Origin of the sequence: Bradyrhizobium sp. HKCCYLRH2015 (genome assembly GCF_051168215.1) — a bacterium.
Lineage (GTDB): Bacteria > Pseudomonadota > Alphaproteobacteria > Rhizobiales > Xanthobacteraceae > Bradyrhizobium.
Map to the genome: position 1 here is coordinate 396,203 of NZ_JBNPUO010000006.1, position 18,388 is coordinate 414,590.

15 protein-coding genes are annotated in these 18,388 nt (G+C 66.9%); 6 read left to right on the forward strand and 9 right to left on the reverse strand.

Translation table 11 applies throughout. The features are described from left to right. Nucleotides 1-99: 99 nt before the first annotated feature. Nucleotides 100-1,374, forward strand: coding sequence for a DUF2130 domain-containing protein (locus ACQR1H_RS18350; RefSeq protein ID WP_434863841.1), 1,275 nt, complete (start codon nt 100-102; stop codon nt 1,372-1,374). Nucleotides 1,375-1,489: 115 nt separating this feature from the next. On the opposite strand, the gene ACQR1H_RS18355 is transcribed toward ACQR1H_RS18350, so the two are convergent. From ACQR1H_RS18355 to asd, 6 genes are all read right to left on the reverse strand, one after another. Beyond that, entirely contained in the window at nt 1,490-2,383 is an 894-nt protein-coding gene (locus ACQR1H_RS18355) for a DUF3313 domain-containing protein (RefSeq protein ID WP_434845464.1), read from the reverse strand. Between the two features lie 175 nt (nt 2,384-2,558). Further along, on the reverse strand, nt 2,559-4,763 hold the full coding sequence (locus tag ACQR1H_RS18360) for a xanthine dehydrogenase family protein molybdopterin-binding subunit (protein ID WP_434907964.1): 2,205 nt from the start codon (nt 4,761-4,763) through the stop codon (nt 2,559-2,561). Between the two features lie 4 nt (nt 4,764-4,767). Continuing rightward, entirely contained in the window at nt 4,768-5,784 is a 1,017-nt protein-coding gene (locus ACQR1H_RS18365) for an FAD binding domain-containing protein (RefSeq protein ID WP_434839183.1), read from the reverse strand. Beyond that, nucleotides 5,781-6,290: a (2Fe-2S)-binding protein gene (locus ACQR1H_RS18370; protein WP_434907965.1), complete on the reverse strand. Its 510-nt coding sequence runs from the start codon at nt 6,288-6,290 to the stop codon at nt 5,781-5,783. Before ACQR1H_RS18370 ends, ACQR1H_RS18365 begins: the two co-directional genes overlap by 4 nt. A gap of 150 nt (nt 6,291-6,440) precedes the next feature. Then, the gene (locus tag ACQR1H_RS18375) at nt 6,441-7,418 is read right to left on the reverse strand and encodes an NUDIX hydrolase (RefSeq protein WP_315804386.1); all 978 of its coding nucleotides are present in this window, start codon (nt 7,416-7,418) and stop codon (nt 6,441-6,443) included. Between the two features lie 115 nt (nt 7,419-7,533). Beyond that, a complete protein-coding gene (asd, locus tag ACQR1H_RS18380) occupies nt 7,534-8,409 on the reverse strand; it encodes an archaetidylserine decarboxylase (protein WP_434907966.1) in 876 nt (291 codons plus the stop codon). A 35-nt stretch (nt 8,410-8,444) separates the two neighbouring features. Here asd and ACQR1H_RS18385 point away from each other — a divergent pair, with 35 nt between their 5' ends. After that, entirely contained in the window at nt 8,445-10,109 is a 1,665-nt protein-coding gene (locus ACQR1H_RS18385; RefSeq protein ID WP_434887434.1) for an aminotransferase class III-fold pyridoxal phosphate-dependent enzyme, read from the forward strand. Between the two features lie 247 nt (nt 10,110-10,356). On the opposite strand, the gene ACQR1H_RS18390 is transcribed toward ACQR1H_RS18385, so the two are convergent. From ACQR1H_RS18390 to ACQR1H_RS18400, 3 genes are all read right to left on the reverse strand, one after another. After that, the gene (locus ACQR1H_RS18390) at nt 10,357-10,989 is read right to left on the reverse strand and encodes a hypothetical protein (RefSeq protein WP_316177869.1); all 633 of its coding nucleotides are present in this window, start codon (nt 10,987-10,989) and stop codon (nt 10,357-10,359) included. A 145-nt stretch (nt 10,990-11,134) separates the two neighbouring features. Beyond that, the gene (locus ACQR1H_RS18395) at nt 11,135-11,824 is read right to left on the reverse strand and encodes a class I SAM-dependent methyltransferase (RefSeq protein WP_315804383.1); all 690 of its coding nucleotides are present in this window, start codon (nt 11,822-11,824) and stop codon (nt 11,135-11,137) included. Between the two features lie 50 nt (nt 11,825-11,874). Continuing rightward, a complete protein-coding gene (locus tag ACQR1H_RS18400; RefSeq protein ID WP_316217598.1) occupies nt 11,875-12,930 on the reverse strand; it encodes a glycosyltransferase family 4 protein in 1,056 nt (351 codons plus the stop codon). Between the two features lie 357 nt (nt 12,931-13,287). Between ACQR1H_RS18400 and ACQR1H_RS18405 the strand changes: the two genes are divergently transcribed. The 4 genes from ACQR1H_RS18405 (at nt 13,288) to ACQR1H_RS18420 (ending at nt 18,357) form a co-directional block, all read left to right on the forward strand. Then, nucleotides 13,288-13,986 (forward strand): L,D-transpeptidase, encoded by a 699-nt coding sequence (locus ACQR1H_RS18405; RefSeq protein ID WP_434907967.1) that lies wholly within the window; start codon nt 13,288-13,290, stop codon nt 13,984-13,986. A gap of 244 nt (nt 13,987-14,230) precedes the next feature. Then, nucleotides 14,231-15,868, forward strand: a complete 1,638-nt coding sequence (locus ACQR1H_RS18410) for a DUF4403 family protein (RefSeq protein WP_434839189.1) — start codon at nt 14,231-14,233, stop codon at nt 15,866-15,868. Nucleotides 15,869-16,185: 317 nt separating this feature from the next. After that, the gene (locus ACQR1H_RS18415) at nt 16,186-16,926 is read left to right on the forward strand and encodes a response regulator (RefSeq protein ID WP_315717811.1); all 741 of its coding nucleotides are present in this window, start codon (nt 16,186-16,188) and stop codon (nt 16,924-16,926) included. Nucleotides 16,927-16,950: 24 nt separating this feature from the next. After that, on the forward strand, nt 16,951-18,357 hold the full coding sequence (locus tag ACQR1H_RS18420) for an ATP-binding protein (RefSeq protein ID WP_316177860.1): 1,407 nt from the start codon (nt 16,951-16,953) through the stop codon (nt 18,355-18,357). The last annotated feature ends 31 nt before the right edge of the window (nt 18,358-18,388 follow it).

Consider the following 18,388-nt stretch of genomic DNA (forward strand, 5'->3'; position numbering starts at 1 on the left):
TGCGTGAATCGCGGATAATTGCGTGGGATAAGCCGCCCGCGTGGGTTAAAGCCCGCGCGGCGGCCGGGTAGATTCGGCCTTCATGGAAGGATGCGAATCATGACCGATCCTCAGATCGTCTGCCCCTCCTGCCGCACCGAGATCAAGCTGACCGAGCAGCTCGCAGCGCCCCTGATCGCGGAGACGCGCCGGCAGTTCGAGAAGCAGCTCCAGGCGAAAGAAGCCGATTTCGGCCGCCGCGAGGCGCAGCTCACGGCCGCGCAGGCGCAGATCGCGCAGGCCAAGGCCGCGATCGACCAGCAGGTCGCCGCCAAGCTGAAGGCCGAACGCGCCGCGATCGCGCAGACCGAAGCCGAGAAGGCGCGGCAGGCGGTGGCCGATGAGATGGGCAACCGCGATCGCCAGCTCGCCGAGCTGCACGAGGCCATCGTCAGCAAGGACGCCAAGCTCGCCGACGCACAGAAGGCCCAGGCCGAGATGCTGCGCAAGCAGCGCGAGCTCGACGAGGCCCGCCGCGAGCTCGATCTCACCATCGAGACCAAGGTGCAGGAGAATCTCGCCGCCGTCCGCGACAAGGCCCGGCTCGAGGCTGAGGATTCGCTGAAGGCCAAGGTCGCCGAGAAGGAGACCCAGATCGCCGGCATGCAGCGGCAGATCGAGGAGCTTCGCCGCAAGGCCGAGCAAGGCTCGCAGCAGCTTCAGGGCGAGGCGCTGGAGATCGAGCTGGAATCGCAATTGCGCGCGCGCTTTCCCCGCGACCTGGTCGAGCCGGTGCCGAAGGGCGAGTTCGGCGGCGACGTGATCCATCGCGTGGTCGGCCCGGGCGGCCAGGCCTGCGGCGCGATCCTGTGGGAATCCAAGCGCACCAAGAACTGGAGCGATGGTTGGCTCGTGAAGCTGCGCGACGACCTGCGCGCCGCCAAGGCCGACATCGCGCTGATCGTCTCGAGCGCGCTGCCCAAGGGGGTCGACGGCTTCGACCTGATCGACGGCGTCTGGGTCGCCGAGCCGCGCTTCGCGCTGCCGCTGTCGCAGGCGCTGCGCCAGTCGCTGATCGACGTCGCCTGCAGCAAGCTCGCGCAGGAGGGCCAGCAGACCAAGATGGAGATGGTCTACGCCTATCTCACCGGCCCCCGCTTCCGCCACCGCATCGACGCCATCGTCGAGCGCTTCACCGAGATGCAGTCGGATCTCGACCGCGAGCGCAAGACGATGATGCGTCTGTGGGCCAAGCGCGAGGAGCAACTGCGCGGCGTGCTGGATTCGACGGCGGGCCTGTATGGCGATCTCCAAGGCATCGCCGGCCGCGCGATGCAGGAGATCGAGAGCCTCGACGTGCTGCTGATCGAGGGCAAGAGCGAGGCGGCGGAGTAGCGCGCGCCGGCCGCGCCCCGAGGCGTGCCAGCATCACGCCGCATCAACGCTTTTTCCGATGCAGCCGCATCGCGCCGCGTCTCGCTTTGCCGTGGCATGCGGATGCAGATGACCGCTACTGCTTCGCCATCTGCGTGCTCGCCTGGGCGTCGCTCGGCACAGCCCCCTTGTCGACCCATTCCGGCGGGGCGCCCAGACGGTTGGCGACCATGCCGATGAGCCCGGGGTCCCTGCCGAACGCCTCGCACGCCGCGTTCTTCGGCTTGCCGCCGAGCGCCGCGCCGATGCGTTCGATCGACGGCAGCTTCGGTGGCTTGCCGAACGGGGTCTCTCCGGTCACGAGCATCTGGCCGAAATCGGCGCTGAACGAACTTGCCAGATCGTAGGCATCGCCGGCCTGCGACAGCACCGGCGAGTTGGTGAACGAGTTGGCGCCGCGCGCCCACACCATCGCGGCCTGCTGCCGGCCCTTGCGGTCGAGCGCTTCCGCCTCGATCGTGAGACTGCCGAGCCCGATCGGCAGCCGCGGCACTGGGACGGGGACGCCCAGCGCGCCAGGCACGGCCGACACGACCTTGGACGCGCCGGCGGCGACCGGATCGGTCGGCGACGCCTGGGTGATGAAGGTGCGCGTCGTCAGATCGGCTCTCTGATTGGGCGCAACGACCGTGAAGCGTTCGCTCAGGTTGAGACACAGCGCGCGGTCGACCGCATTGGCGACGAGCTGCCGCTGCTGGTCCGTCAGCACCGCGCCGGCCTGCCCCGAAAAGGACGTCGGCATGATACGCACGGTCTGGGCCGCGAGCACATTGTCCTTGTCGACGTTGAGCTGCGACTTGGCGAGCAGGCCGTTCGATTCCGCCAGCGCCTGATAGGATGCGAGCGCGCCGCTCTGCGTCATCTGCGCCGTGGCGCAACCCGACAGGCCGAGCGCCGCGCACAGCATCGTCAGGCGGATGGTGGCGGGGGCACAGGATCTCACGAAAGCCGCGACGTCGATCTCGACCATGCTTCTCCCGCCTCACGCCCACAATGATCGCCCTCTCGCGGGCGGCGCATCCTTCTCCGAGATTTCGGACGGCGTGGGGCGGAAGCATGGAGAGATGTTTCGAAACGGCGCCAACAAGGGAGAGAGTGCGGCGAGCGCGGTCGCTCTGGCGCCATTATGGCGGAGCGAAGACGGCTCACCCCACGACCTTGTCCAAGGTGATCGGCAAATCCCGAATACGCTTTCCGGTGGCGTGATAGACCGCGTTGGCGATCGCCGCGGCGACGCCGACGATGCCGATCTCGCCGACGCCCTTGATGCCCATCTTGTTGATGGTGCGATCCTCCTCGTCGACGAAGATCACCTTGATATCGTGAACGTCGGCATTCACCGGCATGTGATACTCGGCGATGTTGGCGTTCATGATGCGCCCAAACCGCTGGTCGATCTGGGCTTCCTCGTGCAACGCCATGCCGATGCCCATGACGACCCCGCCCATGATCTGGCTCGAAGCCGTCTTGGTGTTGAGGATGCGCCCGGCGGCGACGGCATTGACGATGCGCGTCACCCTGACGACGCCGAGCTCCTCGTCGATCTTCACCTCGGCGAAAACGGCCGAATGCGTGTTGTGCGCGTGCTTGTCGTCGTCCTCGAACTCCGAGCCGCGCTCCTTTTCGATCCGGTCCATGCCGCCATGGCGCATGACGTCGGCCATGGGCACCGAACGATTGCGATCCGCGATGGCAACGATCGCGCCACCCGCGAGCGTCACCTCGTCGGCCCCAAGCCCCTGCAAAGGCGAGCCCGGGATGGTGTGCGCGATCTTCAAAAGCTCCGCCCGGATATCATCAGCGGCGTTGACGATCGCATGCGAGATCGAGGCTGCGGTCCATGAGCCGCCCTCCACCGGCGACTTCGGCAGCGTGGAGTCGCCGAGCTTCACATTGATGCTGTCGAGCGGCACGCCGAGCATGTCGGCGGTGACCTGTGCCATGATCGTGTAGGTGCCGGTGCCGATGTCGGAGGTCGCGCTCGACACCTCGACATGTCCGTTGGCCGTCATCACAATCCGCGCCGCGAACGGCATCTGCAAGGCCTCCCAGGCCCCGCTCGCCATACCCCAGCCGACGAGTTCTCGGCCGTCACGCATCGACCTCGGCTCCGGATTGCGCTTCGACCAGCCGAAGGCCCCGGCGCCCTGCTGATAGCACTCCTTCAGCCGCTTGCTGGAGAACGGCAGATCCTTGTCCTGATCCCGATCGGAATAGCAGCGCAGGCGCAATTCGAGCGGATCCATCTTGAGCGCGACGGCGAGCTCGTCCATCGCGCATTCGAGACCGTAGACGCCACTGGCGGCGCCGGGCGCGCGCATGTCGCCCGGCGTCGGCACGTCGAGCCTGGCGAGCCGATGCGTCGCGCGCGAAGTGGCGGAGGTGTAGAGCACCTCGCCCCAGCCGATGTCGTTGCGCGAGAACGCCTCGTGCTGCGAGGTCATTGCGATGGCTTCTTGCGTCAGCGCCGCCAGCGTGCCGTTCTCACGGGCGCCGAGCGCCAGCCGCTCGATCGTCGCCGGGCGATAGCACAAGCCATACATCTGCGCACGGCTGAGCACGACGCGCACCGCGCGCTTCAGCTTCAGCGCCGCCATGGCGGCGAGCACCACCTGATATTGCGGCCGCAGGCCGGAGCCGAACGCGCCGCCGACGAACGGCGACATCACCTGGACGTCGTCCTCCTTCAATCGGAAAACGCTGCAGACATAGCGCTGCACGTTCTGGACGCCCTGGGTCTTGTCGTAGACCACGAGCTTGCCGCCCTCACGCCAGAGCACCGTCGACGCGTAGAGCTCCATCGGGTTGTGATATTCGATCGGCACCCCATAGTCCGCGTCGTGACGCACGGCTGCGCCGGCGAGCGCCCTTGTCGCGTCGCCGCGTGGCTTGACCGGCTTGTCGACCTTGAACGCCTGCTCGCGCAGCGCATGCAGATCCGTCGCGAATCTCTCGACCTCATAGTCGATCTCGACCAGCGTTGCGGCGAAGCGTGCGGTGTCCTCGTCCTCGGCCACGACCAGCGCGACCGGCTGGTAGTTGAAATGCACTCTGTCATCGTAGAGCGGGCGATAGGGCGAGCCGTCCTCCGGCGCGACCTCGTCGCGATAGTCGTCATCCTTGTCCGCCATCCTGACCCGGTTGGCGTGAGTCAGCACGTCGATGACGCCGTCGACCGCCAGCGCGCGGCTGGTATCGATGCGCACGATCCGCCCCCGCGGAATGGTGGAACTGACCACGACGCCGAAGGCGAGATCGGGCGCGGTGAACTCGGCGGCATATTTGGCGGCACCGGTGACCTTGGCGCGGCCGTCGACGCGGGAGGTGGCAGTGCCGATGTGAGCTGTCATGACGTCACCGGATGGTCTTGATGGCTTGGATCTGCGGGGTTGCGTTCGCGGCCTGGGTCAGCGTGCGGACGATCGCGCGACGCGCGAGCGGGATCTTGAACGCATTGTGCCCGGAGCTTTTGGCTTCCTTGAGCAGGATGTCCGCGGCACGGCCGAACGCCTGGGGATCCGGCGCCTGCCCGCGCAGCGCGTCCTCGGCAGCCTGGTTGCGCCACGGCTTGTGGGCGACGCCACCGAGCGCCAATCGTGCTTCGCGGATCTGGCTGCCGTCGAGATCGAGCGCAGCGGCGACCGAGACCAGTGCGAAGGCATAGGACAGCCGGTCGCGGATCTTCAGATAGCTGTGGTGCGACGCGAAGCCTTGCGGCGGCAGCTCGATCGCGGTGATGATCTCGTCGGCACGCAGCGTGTTGTCGAGATCCGGCCGGTCGCCAGGCAGCCGGTGGAAATCGGCGAAGGCGATGAGGCGCTCACCCGAGGCCCCGGTAACATGCACCGTGGCGCCGAGCGCGGCCAGCGCGACGCACATGTCGGAGGGATGGGTCGCGATGCAGTCGGCGCTGGTGCCGAGGATGGCGTGGCCTCGGTTGAGGCCATCGATGGCCGAGCAGCCGGCGCCGGGTGTGCGCTTGTTGCAGGGCGTGGCGACGTCGTAGAAATAGGCGCAACGTGTCCGCTGCAGCAGGTTGCCGCCGGTCGAGGCCATGTTGCGCAGCTGTGCCGAGGCGCCGGCGAGGATCGCGCTCGCTAGCAGCGGATAGCGGCTCTCGATGACCGGGTGATAGGCCAGCGTGCTGTTCGGCACCAGCGCGCCGATCCTGACGCCGCCGGCGCTCGTCTCCTCCACCTTCGTCAACGGCAGGCGGCTGATGTCGATCAGCTGACGCGGCTGCTCGACGTGATACTTCATCAGGTCGATCAGGTTGGTGCCGCCGGCGATGAACCTGGCTTCCGGCACCGCCGCCTTGAGCTTGACGGCCTCGGCGACATCGCTCGCGCGGGCATAGTCGAAATTGTTCATCGTCCTCCTCCCATCGCCTGTTCGATGGCGCCGACGATGTTCGGATAGGCGCCGCAACGGCAGATGTTGCCGCTCATCAGCTCGCGGATCTCCTCCTTCGTCTTCGCCCTGCCCTCGGCGATCAGGCCGGCCGCCGAGCAGATCTGGCCCGGCGTGCAATAGCCGCATTGGAAGGCGTCGTGATCGATGAAGGCCTGCTGCAGCGGGTGCAGGTCATCGCCCTTGGCGAGTCCCTCGATGGTCGTGATCTCGGCGCCGTCCTTCATGACCGCGAGCGTCAGGCAGGAGAGCTCGCGGCGGCCGTCGATCAGAACGGTGCAGGCGCCGCACTGGCCGTGATCACAGCCCTTCTTGGTGCCGGTGAGATCGAGATGGTTGCGCAGGAGATCGAGCAGCGTGGTCCAGGGCGACACCGGCAGGGTACGCAATTCGCCGTTGATCTGAAGCGTGACGGACAGAGGCGCAGGCCTGGAAAGGGGTAAGGCATTCTCGCGCGACGCGCTCATGCGGGGTCTCCATTGACGGACCCGCATCAACCCGCGATGGCGCCAATGGTTCGCAACAATTTTTCAGCAGCGGCCCGCGGGACTTGCCCAGGCCAGCACGTGCAAAGGGCGGACGGTACAACCGCTTGGTCGGTCGCGTCGCCGTCCGGCTCAAGCGGCGCGGCCGAGCCACGCCCGCATTTTCTCCGCCAGGCTGCGGCGGCGCGGTCCGTCCTGCGCCTCGTCATCGACGGCGGCCGCATCCTCAGGCGGCATGGCCTCAGCGCCGGGATCAAGCCCGTCCTCACTTTGGCGGCTCACATCGGCATCCGGCGCGACCGGGGTGGGCAGCAGCGACTTGATCGCGGCGGCGACCGCTTCGATGCGCTCGAGGTCGGCGGGCTCGCGTTCCATCGCTACGGGTTCGGCCGGCAGCGGGGCTAGGTCCGCCTCCACCGACATAGCCGTCGTCTCCAAGACGATCGGTTCGGATTGATCGAGGCCGGGCGCCGCAGCCGCAAGCACGGCTTCGGCGGGCTGCTCGCCCTGCACGTCGATCGCGAGGTCGGCGATCTCCGGCGCCGGGGCGGGCTGCTCTACGATCCGGCTGCGGCGCTTCCTGGCCGTTGCAGGCTTTGCCGCGAGCGCCGCCGTCTCCACCGCGGGCTTCTCGACCGGCTTCTTGTCAGCGGCGGTCTTCGCCGCCACCTCGGGCGCGGACTTCGCTTTGGTCTTGCGGATCAGGCCTGCCAGCGCGTAGGGCCCGACGGTCTCCAGGAAGGTCTTCTCATGGTCGCGCGACAGCCGCCCCACTGCCGCATCGAGCGGCAGCCAGTCGACGGCGCGGACATCGTCCATCAGCGGCTGCGACGGCTCGCCGGCCGCTTCCATGCGCCAGTAGTGCACGACCTTGGAGCGCGTTCCGGTGTCGTAGACCAGGGTGCCGAGAAATTCATGCACGGTGACCTTGTGGCCGGTCTCCTCCAGCACCTCGCGCTTGGCGGCGTCGCGGGGCGTCTCGCCATCGTCGAGCTTGCCTTTCGGCAGCACCCATTCGTCACGCTTGCGCAGGCGCACGACCGCGATGCGCGGCGGCTGTTCCCGCCGCAGCACGATGCCACCTGCCGCCATGATCGGCGCTCTCGCCATCGCCTCTCCCGAGCCGCAACGACCGCAACTCCCGCGGTCTGATTCGTCAGTTGAACGCTCCGATATAGGACTGCGCAACGACGAAATCGAGATTGCGCAGGCAGGGACCCGACATTCATCCGGCGGCGACGCGCCTGCGCCACAGTGGCTGGCCGGCGCGAATGCGGGCGCCCTCCGTGACATTGGGACAGAACGTGAAGTCGCCCGGCGCGAGCAGGATGATGGTCGAGCCGTGCTCGAACCAGCCGAGCTCGTCTCCCTTGCGCACATTGTTGTGACAGGGGTAGGCGAGCGGCCGCTCGGTCTGCGCGTTCAATACGCGGTCGAGCGCATGCAGGCGGATGCTCGCGACCAGGATCGCCGCCACCGGCACGATCGTGAACGGCTCGCCCGAGGCGAGATGCGTGCGGATCACGGCGCGCTCGTTCTTGCAGAACAGCCGCTCGACCCGCTTCAGCGCGATCGGATTGACGTTCCAGACGTCGCCATGGATCAGGCTGACATGCTCGAGCGTCATGTCGTACGGCGCATGGAAGCGGTGATACATGCTCGACGTGAGACGCAAGGTGACGAAGCAGCCGTTGCGGTGGGTGTCGACCACGGCGGGATCGGCGACGAGCTCACGCAATAAATAGGGTGCGCCCTTGATCTGATAGAGCTCGCCGTCGCGGATCAGGCCGTGCGCGCCGATGATGCCGTCCGACGGGCTGGTGACGATGGCAGGATCGGGATCGAACGGCCGCAGGCCGGGCTTCAGCTCGCGCGTGAAGCAGGCGTGCAGGCTTTTGAAGCGGTTCTCCTTGGCCTCGGAGAGATCGAGGTCGGAGAACAGCTTCCACAGCGCGATCGAGGCGTCGCGGACCAGCGGGTTCTCGATCTTTGAGAACCAGCCCATGAAGCGGGTCAGCGCGGCGCGCGGCACGCGGTTGGTGAGCAGGAAGTTGAGGTCTTCCTGTTGGGTGACGGAGGCGATCAGGCTTTTGACTGTCATGAATCTGTCAGCAGGAGTGGTTAGCGCTTTTGGACATGATGGAAAACTCGATTCCTTATGTATCGCTCGCCGTTGGCGCTGCCGTGACGGCCGCCATGGCCCCGAAGGTCAAGGCCCGCATCGAGCTGTCGCGCGCCAAGCACCGCTCGCTGGCCGGCCATTCCAAGATGTCGCGCCGGATCTCCAGGCTGATCCCGCGCTATGAGTTCGAGATCGACGACTTCTTCCGCTCCGACGGCGCGCCGCAGGCGATCGCCACGAAGCGCCAGGACGGCTTCTTCCGACTCGGCGCGTTGTTCCAGGAGAGGTTCGCCAAGAGCCGCGCGCTGACGGCGGAGGCCGCAAGCCGCATCTCCGACCTGCAGTTCACCCAGAGCTACCGGGTCCCCTTCCAGTACAGCCGTCTGGTCAAGGAGCAGCTCGGCGCCGGCTCGTTCATGCAGGCCTCGTCGGGCGTCACCCTGACCGATCTCGACGGCAATCAGTTCTACGACCTCACCGGCTCCTACGGAGTCAACATCTTCGGCTACGATTTCTACAAGGAGTGCATCGCAGCCGCCGAGCGACGCGCGAGCGCGCTCGGTCCGGTGCTCGGGCTCTATCACCCGGTCGTGGCCGACAATGTGAAGCGCCTGACCGAGCTGTCCGGCATGGACGAGGTCTCGTTCCACATGTCCGGCACCGAGGCGGTGATGCAGGCGGTGCGGCTCGCGCGCTACCACACCGGTCGCAGCCATCTGGTGCGTTTCGCCGGCGCCTATCATGGCTGGTGGGGCGACGTGCAGCCCGGCGTCGGCAATCCGATTGCGCCGCACGAGACCTACACGCTCGCCGAAATGTCCGAGCGAACCCTGCATGTCCTGCGTACCCGCCGCGACATCGCCTGCGTGCTGGTCAATCCGCTGCAGGCGCTGCATCCGAACGGCAATGCGCCCGGCGATTCCGCGCTGGTCGATTCCTCGCGCAAAGGAAAGTACGACCGCGAGGCCTACACCGCCTGGCTGAAGCAGCTGCGCGAGGTGTGCAGCGAGCGCGGCATCGTGCTGCTGTTCGACGAGGTCTTCCTCGGCTTCCGGCTCGCGCCGGGCGGCGCACAGGAGTATTTCGGCATCACAGCCGACATGGTCACCTACGGCAAGAGCCTCGGCGGCGGACTGCCGATCGGCGTCGTCTGCGGCAAGCGCGAATTGATGCGCCGCTTCCGCGACGACCGCCCGGCCGACATCTGCTTCGCGCGCGGCACCTTCAACTCGCATCCTTACGTGATGGCGGCAATGGACGAGTTCCTGAGCCGGCTCGACAGCCCGAACTTCCGCGCCATCTATGACGGCCTGGACGAGACCTGGAATGGCCGTGCCGCGCAGCTCAACGCGGACCTCACCGCCAAGGAGCTGCCGGTGCGCGTCTCCAATCTGCAGTCGATCTGGCTGGTCGAGTACACCGTGCCGTCGCGCTACAATTGGATGCTGCAATACTATCTGCGCGCCGAGGGCCTGGCGCTGAGCTGGGTCGGCACCGGCCGCTTCATCTTCAGCCTGAATTACACCGACGCCGATTTCGCCGAGGTGACCAGGCGCTTCGTCTCGGCGGCCGAGAAGATGAAGCAGGACGGCTGGTGGTGGAACGACGGCACGCTCACCAACAAGGCGATCAAGCGCCAGATCCTGAAGGAGATGCTCGGCGCCGCGTTCGGGCGCTGAGGCCAGCGCCTCCCCCGCTTGCGAGGGAGGTCGGCGGGCTCGCAGAGCCCGACGGGTGGGGGCCGCGGCACGACGCGCTCTCACGATCAGCGGAGCAAGCCTGTCCCCTCCCCGCCCCTCCCCCGCAAGCGGGAGAGGGGGCGCACTGCCCTTGCCGCGACAGCCTGCGTTCAACATCGACAGCCCCCACAAACACCGATGCCCGGGACCGGCCCGGGCATCGCGCAACTCCGACGCATCGGTCCGATCAGGCGTGCTGCTCCTCGAGGGTCTCGCCCATGAGATGCAGGCCCGGATCGATCAACTCGCCGCGCAGCAGCGCCAGCGGCGCCGAGCGGTACTGCATGAAGTCGTTGAACGGGTCGGTGATGATCTTGGTCATCCAGACGAGGCCGGTCTCGACGTCGCGGATGAAGAACAAATGGATGGTGCGGAACAGCAGGCCACCGATGCCGATCACGAGCCAGAGCTTGGCGGTTTCGCGGACGAACTCCATCGCCGAGGTCCAGGGCGGCAGCAGGCCGAACAGGGTCGGCTGCAGATACAGCACCACGGGGGCCGCGGCCCAGATCGACATCAGCACGACCTTGCGCTGCAGATTGTAGCCGACCTTGATCTCTTCCTTGTGCTCGTGGGTCGCCTGGTTGACGTGATCGTAGCCCTTCGGCTCGAAGAAGAAGTGGCCCGCCTGGCGCGAGGTCATCGACACCAGCCAGCCGATCAGCGCCGAGACCAGCGGATCGAACACCATCATCACGTAGGCGATCATGAAGCTGAGCGCGCTGACAAAGTGCAGGCTCTGATTGATACGGCTGTGATGATAGTAGCGATGGTCGTCCCAGCGCTGGATCCGCAGCTGCTCCAGGAAATGCTTGATCATGGTTGCTCCGAAGTATGAGTTGCAGGTCGTGTACAGGGATTCGGTGTAGATCGTGTGACATCATCAAGATGTCACACGATCGGACGCAGTGAAACGTTTTGGACTACGGAGAACGCCGCAGCGGCGGTAGACGGTCGCCGCGGCTTCAAGCCGCGGCAGCACGCTCCAGCTTGCGGAAACGGACCAGCGAGAAATGGCCGAGCGGCGGGATCAGCCGGCGCTCGACCAGCTCCATGCGCTGCGCTCCGGCGAGCCAGCGCATGTAGCGCGACCAGCCGAATTCGGCGGTGCGGAAGCCGAGGCGGCGCACGACCGGCTGCAACGCCTGCTCGATCACGCGGCGCATGCCGGCATCGGCGCTGACGCGGGTCAGGATGATCAATTCGCCGCCCGGGCGCAGGACGCGGGCGAACTCATCGAGCGCGACCTCCGGGTTCGGCACCGCGGTGACGACATATTGCGCCATCACGACGTCGAACGAATCGTCGGGGAAATCGAGCTGCTCCGCGTCCATCACCGCAAGCCCTTCGACGTTCTTCAGCCGCTGGTCGGCGACGCGGCGCATCGCCTTGCCGAGCATCGCCTCGGAGATGTCGGTGCCGAACACGCGCACATGCGGCGCATAGAGCGGCAGCGAGATGCCGGTGCCGACACCGACCTCGAGCACGCGGCCGCCGAGCTTGTTGGTGGCCGATATCGCGGCCTGGCGGCCCTTCTCGAACACGCCGCCGAACACGAGGTCGTAGATCGGCGCCCAGCGGTCATAGGCCTGCTCGACCTGCTCGCGATCGAAGTCGAGCTCCCGCGCGCCGTCGAGCTTCATGGTTTCTGCCATCGTTACATCTCACTTGGTTTGGAATTGATGGAGTGACGCAAGATCCGCCGTCAGCCGCGCACCGCGCTCTGGCCGGCCAGCACCGGGGTCGGTCGCACGACGCGGGACGGCTGCAGCACGGCGAGATTGCCGATGAACTGGCGCGCGCTGTTCTCCCAGGAGCGGTCGAGCGCGAACGCCCGGCAGGTCTCACGCGACATCGTCAGCGCCTTCAGGCACGCCGCGCGCAGATCCCAGTCGATCGCCCCGATCGGATGGTCGGCGATGACGTCGAGCGGACCGGTCACGGGGAAGGCCGCGACCGGCGTGCCGCACGCCAGCGACTCCAGCTGCACCACGCCGAACGTATCGGTCAGGCTGGGAAACACGAAGACGTCGGCGGCCGCCATGTGCGCGGTCAGGTCCTTGCCGGTCTTCTCGCCGAGGAAATGCGCGGTGGGGAAGCGACGCTCGAGCTCCGCCTTCTGCGGACCGTTGCCGATCACGACCTTCGAGCCCGGCAGGTCCAGCGACAGGAACGCCTCGAGGTTCTTCTCGACCGCGACACGGCCGACGGTCATGAACACCGGGCGCGGCAAATCGAGCGTGACCGGCTCATCCGGATTGAACAGTTTCGTATCGACGCCGCGGGTCCAGAAACCCAGCTTCTTGAAGCCGCGCGACGCGAGGTCCTGCTTCAGCGAATTGGTCGCTACCATGGTCATCGCGGCCGCATCGTGGAAGCGGCGCATCACCCAGTAGCCGACGGCATCGGGAATGCCGGTGCGCACCGAGACATACTCAGGGAAGCGCGTCGTGTAGGACGTCGTGAACGGCAGGCCGTGGCGCAGGCAGTAGCGGCGCACCGCCCAGCCGATCGTGCCTTCGGTGGCGATATGGATCGCATCGGGTGCAGCGGCCTCGATGCGGCGGGCGATCTCGCGGCCGTTGGTCACGGCGAGGCGCAGGCCCGGATAGGTCGGCACGCCAAACGACGGAAACCCCTCCGGCGTGAGGAAGGTGATGTCGGCGCCGAGGCCTGTGGCCGCGCGCGCCAGCGAGGTGAGCGTGCGCACGACGCCGTTGACCTGAGGGTGCCAGGCGTCGGTTGCGATTAAGATCCGCATAAGGCGATCCGGAAAGTTGCTGCGATTCTGAACAGCCGCAAAATCCGACATTGTTATTTCAGGCGTGTGACGTCATCGAACTGTCGAAGGGTCTTTTTGGCCGCCCGCCGCTGTTTTCCCCGCGATCCGTGGCCGTCCCGCGCGGGCGCTCTCGTGAAACCGTCATGAAACAAACGGTTAAGCCGACGAAACCGTTTTGCGTGCAGCGCGCAAACGCAACGAAACTTTTCTCCCCTATGAGTTGCAGCATCGGGCGTTGGTCAATGCGCCGCAAAGAATGATGACAGGCAACTGATTTTGACGACGCCGGCCGAGACAAGCGCGGCGCGCACCAAGCGATCAAACGAGGGGACGTCCATGGTCACGCCGGGCACAGTGTATTCGTCATCCCGCATTCTCTTTGGTGTACTCGTCGCATCCGCAATCATGGCGGCGACGCCGACGCAGGCGGCACCTCCCGCGCCACTCCCCTTCCCGTTCCTGCTGCCGCCGCCGATGGCGGCCTATGAGCCGCCGGCGACGGCGCCGCAACTGATCACACCGCGCGAGGACGAGGCGACCGCCTATGAGTTGCCGGCGCGGCTGCGCCGCCAGGTCGTGAGCTATTCGACTCGCGAGGCGCCGGGCACGGTCGTGATCGATACGCCTAACAAGTACCTCTACTACGTGCTCGGCAGCGGCCAGGCAATGCGCTACGGCATCGGCGTCGGCCGCGACGGCTTCACCTGGTCGGGCGTGCAGTCGGTGACCAGGAAGGCGGAATGGCCGGACTGGACGCCGCCGCCGGAGATGATCGCACGCCAGCCCTATCTGCCGCGTCACATGGCCGGCGGTCCCGGCAATCCGCTCGGCGCCCGCGCGATGTATCTCGGCGGCACCGTCTACCGCATCCACGGCACCAACGCGCCGGAGACGATCGGCACCCATGTGTCGTCGGGCTGCATCCGCCTGACCAACCAGGACGTGATCGACCTCTATTCCCGCGTCAGCGTCGGCGCCAAGGTGATCGTGCTGCCGATGGAGCGCCGCGCCGATCTCGGCCGCATGACACGCTAGCCCGCGCCGCTCGTTCCTTCCTCCGGATCCTCCCTGACTGGACCGCCGAGGCCCAAAAGCCGCGGCGGTCATTTCTTTGCGCGCATGTCGGCGTTCACCATCACGGCCGATTGATGATGATCCGCGTCACGGGCTGCCCTGGCGCGCCTCCGTCCGGCCCTGTAAGCTCGGCAATCTTGTATTAACCGCGATCTCGCCGCTTCCGGCATGGGCCGGCGTGGCAGCTGGAGTCCGTGGATCCGACATGAACCTTCCGACACCGCGACCGGATTGGCAAAGCAGGCCGCATCCGCTCGCCCCGAGAACGCAGCCTCCGCCGCGGCGCTCGCCGCCCCGGCTGCGGCTGATCTTGATCGGCGCCGCCGGCCTTGCCGCCATCGTGCTGGTCGGCATCATCATCGTGGAGGTGTTTCTGTTCTCGGGCAGCACGCCGGCGCCGCAGCTGACCCAACTGCCGCCGCTGCCGCCGGCCACGCGCAATTCGATCATCATGACGCCGGTCTCGATCTCGCTCGGCGCGATTCGCGACGCCGCCGAAAAGGCCACGCCGCGCAATTTCTCCGGCAAGGCCGACAATCCCGTCAACCAGATCCTGCAGAATGCCGACATCGGCTGGACCGTCACCCGCGGCGCCATCGCCGCCACCGGCACCCAGGACACTCTGTCGCTGGCGACGCCGCTCTCGGGCCGGCTGAACGTCACCGGATCGCTGTCCGCCAAAGCAACCGGCGCGCTCGGCGACGCCATCGGCGGCCTGCTCGGCTCGGATGCGGCCAAGCAGATCGGCGGCATCAACATCAAGAATCTGAACGCCACCGCCGACATCAAGGGCAACGTGCTGATCGCGATGCGGCCGCGGCTGGCCGCCGCCTGGTATGTCGAGCCGAACTTCACCGCCCAGGTCAATCTCGGCGACACCGCGCTGACCGTCGCCGGCGCCCGCGTCAACGTGCCCGCGCAGATGAAGCCGGTCATCGACAAGACCGTCAACGACCAGCTCAGCGCGCTCAGCGACAGGCTGCGCAAGGACCCGACCGTGCGGCGCGTGGCGCAGGCGCAGTGGGCCCGCGCCTGCCGCTCGGTGCCGCTTCAGGGCACCACGCCGGGACTGCCCGCGGTCTGGCTCGAGATCAAGCCGACACGGGCGCTGGCCGCGCAGCCCGCGATCGATGCCAACGCCGTCAGCGTCACCATGGGAATCGAAGCGGAGACCCGGGTCACGGCCGCCGAGACCAAGCCGGAGTGTCCGTTCCCGGACAAGATCACGATCATTCCACCCACCGCCGGCGCCATCAACGTCGCGGTTCCGATCGACGTCCCGTTCACCGAGCTCAGCAAGCTCGTCGACTCGCAGCTCGCCGGGCGGACGTTCCCCGAGGACGGCTCCGGCCCGGTCGCGGTCACGGTGAAGCACGCGACCGTCGTGCCCTCGGGCAACCGGCTGCTGATCTCGCTGCAGGTGAAGGGCAAGGAGAAGGAGAGCTTCTTCGGCCTCGGCGCCGACGCGACCGTGCACATCTGGGGACGCCCCATGGTCGATCAGGCGCAGCAGATCCTGCGGCTGTCGGACCTGCAGCTCGCCGTCGAATCCGACGCGGCGTTCGGCCTGCTCGGCGCCGCCGCGCGCGCCGTGGTGCCGCATCTGCAGCGCGCGCTGCTGGAACGTTCGGTGGTCGATCTCAAGCCTTTCGCCGACAACGTCCGCGACAAGATCGCGACCGCGGTCGCCGAGCTGCAGAAGAACGAGAACGGCATCCGCGTCGATACCGACATCAACAACCTCGCTTTGACCGACATCGCCTTCGACGCCACCGTGCTGCGCGTGATCGCCTCGGCGGAGGGCACGATGTCGGTTCGAGTCAATACGTTGCCGGGACTGTGACGGGCCGTTTCGGAATGTCGCATCCCGTCGCTGCGGGCGTTCGGATCGTGCAACGACCGGCAACGATTCAATCGGGCCTGACCTGGTCTGCGGCCACTCACGAATGTCCGCACCGTTTCCGGTAACCCGATGCAGCCGCATCGCGCGAGCGTGCTGCGGCCCCGAGGCCATACGTTTCGCGAGGCTTGACGCGCCCTCACGGAAGCCGCAACACGGCGCAGGGAGAGATTGTCGGGCCTTGTCCGCGCGCCCGTCGCAGGAAACATTCCGTAACAAAATTCTTCGCAAAACGCCGCGATTCTAGGTCACTTGTCGGTATGGCCCAGACACAACCACACATTCTTGTCGTCGAGGACGACCGCGAGACGCGGACGCTGATCGCGAAATATCTGCGCAACAATGCCTGTAACGTGACCACCGCGACCGACGGCCGCGAGATGACCCGCATCATGGGCGACCACCGTGTCGATCTCCTGATCCTCGACGTCATGCTGCCCGGCGAGGACGGCCTGACCTTGTGCCGCAAGCTGCGCGCGGAATCGCAAGTGCCGATCATCATGCTCACCGCGCGCGGCGAGGACGTCGACCGCATCCTCGGATTGGAGATGGGCGCCGACGACTATCTGCCAAAACCGTTCAATCCGCGCGAGCTGCTCGCCCGCATCAACGCGGTGCTGCGCCGACAGGCGGCCGCGATGACGGCGAGCGCAACCGAAGGCGCGACCGCGCTGAGCTTCCTCGGCTGGACGATCGACTTCCGGCTCCGCGAACTACGCAATCCCGAAGGCGCGCGCGTCGCGATGACGAGCGCCGAATTCGATCTGCTCCGCACCTTCTGCGAGCGGCCGGGCCGCGTGCTGTCGCGCGACAGCCTGCTCGACCTGACGCAGGGCCGCAGCGCCGGCTCGTTCGAGCGCTCGATCGACGTGCTGGTCAGCCGCATCCGCCGCAAGATCGAGCCGGACCCGCAGGAGGCCACCATGATCAAGACCGTGCGCTCCGGCGGCTACATGTTCACGCCCGTCGTCGAGGTGGTGACCGGCCCGCAAAGCCATTGACCGGCCGGATCGAATGGCGATGTCATGATGTCGTTCGGCTTTCTCAACCTCAAGGGAATCCGCGGCCAGATCACGGCGCTGGTGGCCATTTCGATCGTGGCGCTCCATGCCATTATCACGGCGACGTTCCTGATCTATCGCGCCGAGCAGCCCGACCCCGAAAACGAAGTCGGGCCGTTTCAGCTCGCGACCGCCATCCGCATTCTTGGACGCGCGCCCGCTGCCGAACGGCCGCGACTGATCTCCGACATTGCCCGCGCCTATCCCGAGTTCGAGCTCAAGCCTCACGCGGGACCTCTGCCGGATGGCCGCCGGCGCGAGCCGGCCGGCCCCGACGTCGAGGCCGGGACCGGTGGCGACGAGCGCCACCCGGCGCCTCAGGAGATGGCCGACGGACGGCCTCACGGTCCAGGCGGCTTTCGCGGCCTTGGCCCCGGCTATCGCATCTTCATGCCGCCGCCCGGCTCCCAGACGCGCACCGTCGTCTTCGCCCTTCCCGACGGCAACATGGTCTCTGCGCGGATGGCCGACCGGCCACACCGGCCACCGTTCTGGGGCGCCCCATGGCTGACGACGATCATGTTCGCGCTGATCAGCACGACACTGCTCGGCCTGTGGGCGGCCCGTGCGCTGACCTCACCGCTGTCGAGCTTCGCGAAGGCTGCCGAGAGCTTCAGCCTCGATGGCGATGCCACTGCCCTGCCCGAGCGCGGACCGGAAGAGATCCGGTCGCTGGCGCGCGCCCTGAACCGGATGCGCCAACGCATCACGGCGCTGATGAACGACCGGACCAAGATGCTGGCGGCCATCAGCCACGATCTGCGGACACCGCTGACCCGCATGCGGCTGCGCTGTGAGTTCGTCGAGGACGAACTGCAGCGCAATCGCATGCTGGCCGATCTCGATCAGATGCATGCGATGCTGGGCTCGGTGCTGTCATTCCTGCGCAACGGCCGCAAGCTCGAGCCGATGACGCTGGTCGATATCGCGAGCATCCTGCAGCTCGTCGCCGACCAGTTCGCCGATGTCGGCCACAGCGTCACCTATGTCGGCCCGGCGCACGCGATGGCAACGGTGCGGCCCGACGACCTGATGCGTTCGGTCACCAACCTGGTCGAGAACGCCGTGAAGTACGGCAAGGAAACCGTGATCAGACTGTCGGCGTCTGGGAAGTGCCTGACGATCGACGTGGAGGATGACGGACCGGGGATCGCCGATGCGCGCAAGCCCGACATGCTGGAGCCGTTCGTGCGCGGCGACGATGCCCGCAACATGGACGAGGCCACCGGGTTCGGCCTGGGCCTCTCGATCGCGAAGGCGATCGTCCAGGCGCATGGCGGCGAGCTGTCATTGCACGATCGCAAGCCGCGCGGGCTGATCGCCCGCATCGAGCTGCCGCTCGGCCAGACCACCTTGCGCCCCGCAGCATGACGCGCGAACGCGCCCGGACGGATCCGGGCGC

What these genes read in the sequence shown, in the direction of transcription:
- asd (WP_434907966.1), bottom strand. Translation starts at nt 8,409, where the DNA reads ATGACAGTCAAAAGCCTGATCGCCTCCGTCACCCAACAGGAAGACCTC.
- ACQR1H_RS18400 (WP_316217598.1), bottom strand. Translation starts at nt 12,930, where the DNA reads ATGCGGATCTTAATCGCAACCGACGCCTGGCACCCTCAGGTCAACGGC.
- ACQR1H_RS18395 (WP_315804383.1), bottom strand. Translation starts at nt 11,824, where the DNA reads ATGGCAGAAACCATGAAGCTCGACGGCGCGCGGGAGCTCGACTTCGAT.
- ACQR1H_RS18415 (WP_315717811.1), top strand. Translation starts at nt 16,186, where the DNA reads ATGGCCCAGACACAACCACACATTCTTGTCGTCGAGGACGACCGCGAG.
- ACQR1H_RS18420 (WP_316177860.1), top strand. Translation starts at nt 16,951, where the DNA reads ATGATGTCGTTCGGCTTTCTCAACCTCAAGGGAATCCGCGGCCAGATC.
- ACQR1H_RS18410 (WP_434839189.1), top strand. Translation starts at nt 14,231, where the DNA reads ATGAACCTTCCGACACCGCGACCGGATTGGCAAAGCAGGCCGCATCCG.
- ACQR1H_RS18405 (WP_434907967.1), top strand. Translation starts at nt 13,288, where the DNA reads ATGGTCACGCCGGGCACAGTGTATTCGTCATCCCGCATTCTCTTTGGT.
- ACQR1H_RS18360 (WP_434907964.1), bottom strand. Translation starts at nt 4,763, where the DNA reads ATGACAGCTCACATCGGCACTGCCACCTCCCGCGTCGACGGCCGCGCC.
- ACQR1H_RS18350 (WP_434863841.1), top strand. Translation starts at nt 100, where the DNA reads ATGACCGATCCTCAGATCGTCTGCCCCTCCTGCCGCACCGAGATCAAG.
- ACQR1H_RS18390 (WP_316177869.1), bottom strand. Translation starts at nt 10,989, where the DNA reads ATGATCAAGCATTTCCTGGAGCAGCTGCGGATCCAGCGCTGGGACGAC.
- ACQR1H_RS18370 (WP_434907965.1), bottom strand. Translation starts at nt 6,290, where the DNA reads ATGAGCGCGTCGCGCGAGAATGCCTTACCCCTTTCCAGGCCTGCGCCT.
- ACQR1H_RS18385 (WP_434887434.1), top strand. Translation starts at nt 8,445, where the DNA reads ATGATGGAAAACTCGATTCCTTATGTATCGCTCGCCGTTGGCGCTGCC.
- ACQR1H_RS18355 (WP_434845464.1), bottom strand. Translation starts at nt 2,383, where the DNA reads ATGGTCGAGATCGACGTCGCGGCTTTCGTGAGATCCTGTGCCCCCGCC.
- ACQR1H_RS18375 (WP_315804386.1), bottom strand. Translation starts at nt 7,418, where the DNA reads ATGGCGAGAGCGCCGATCATGGCGGCAGGTGGCATCGTGCTGCGGCGG.
- ACQR1H_RS18365 (WP_434839183.1), bottom strand. Translation starts at nt 5,784, where the DNA reads ATGAACAATTTCGACTATGCCCGCGCGAGCGATGTCGCCGAGGCCGTC.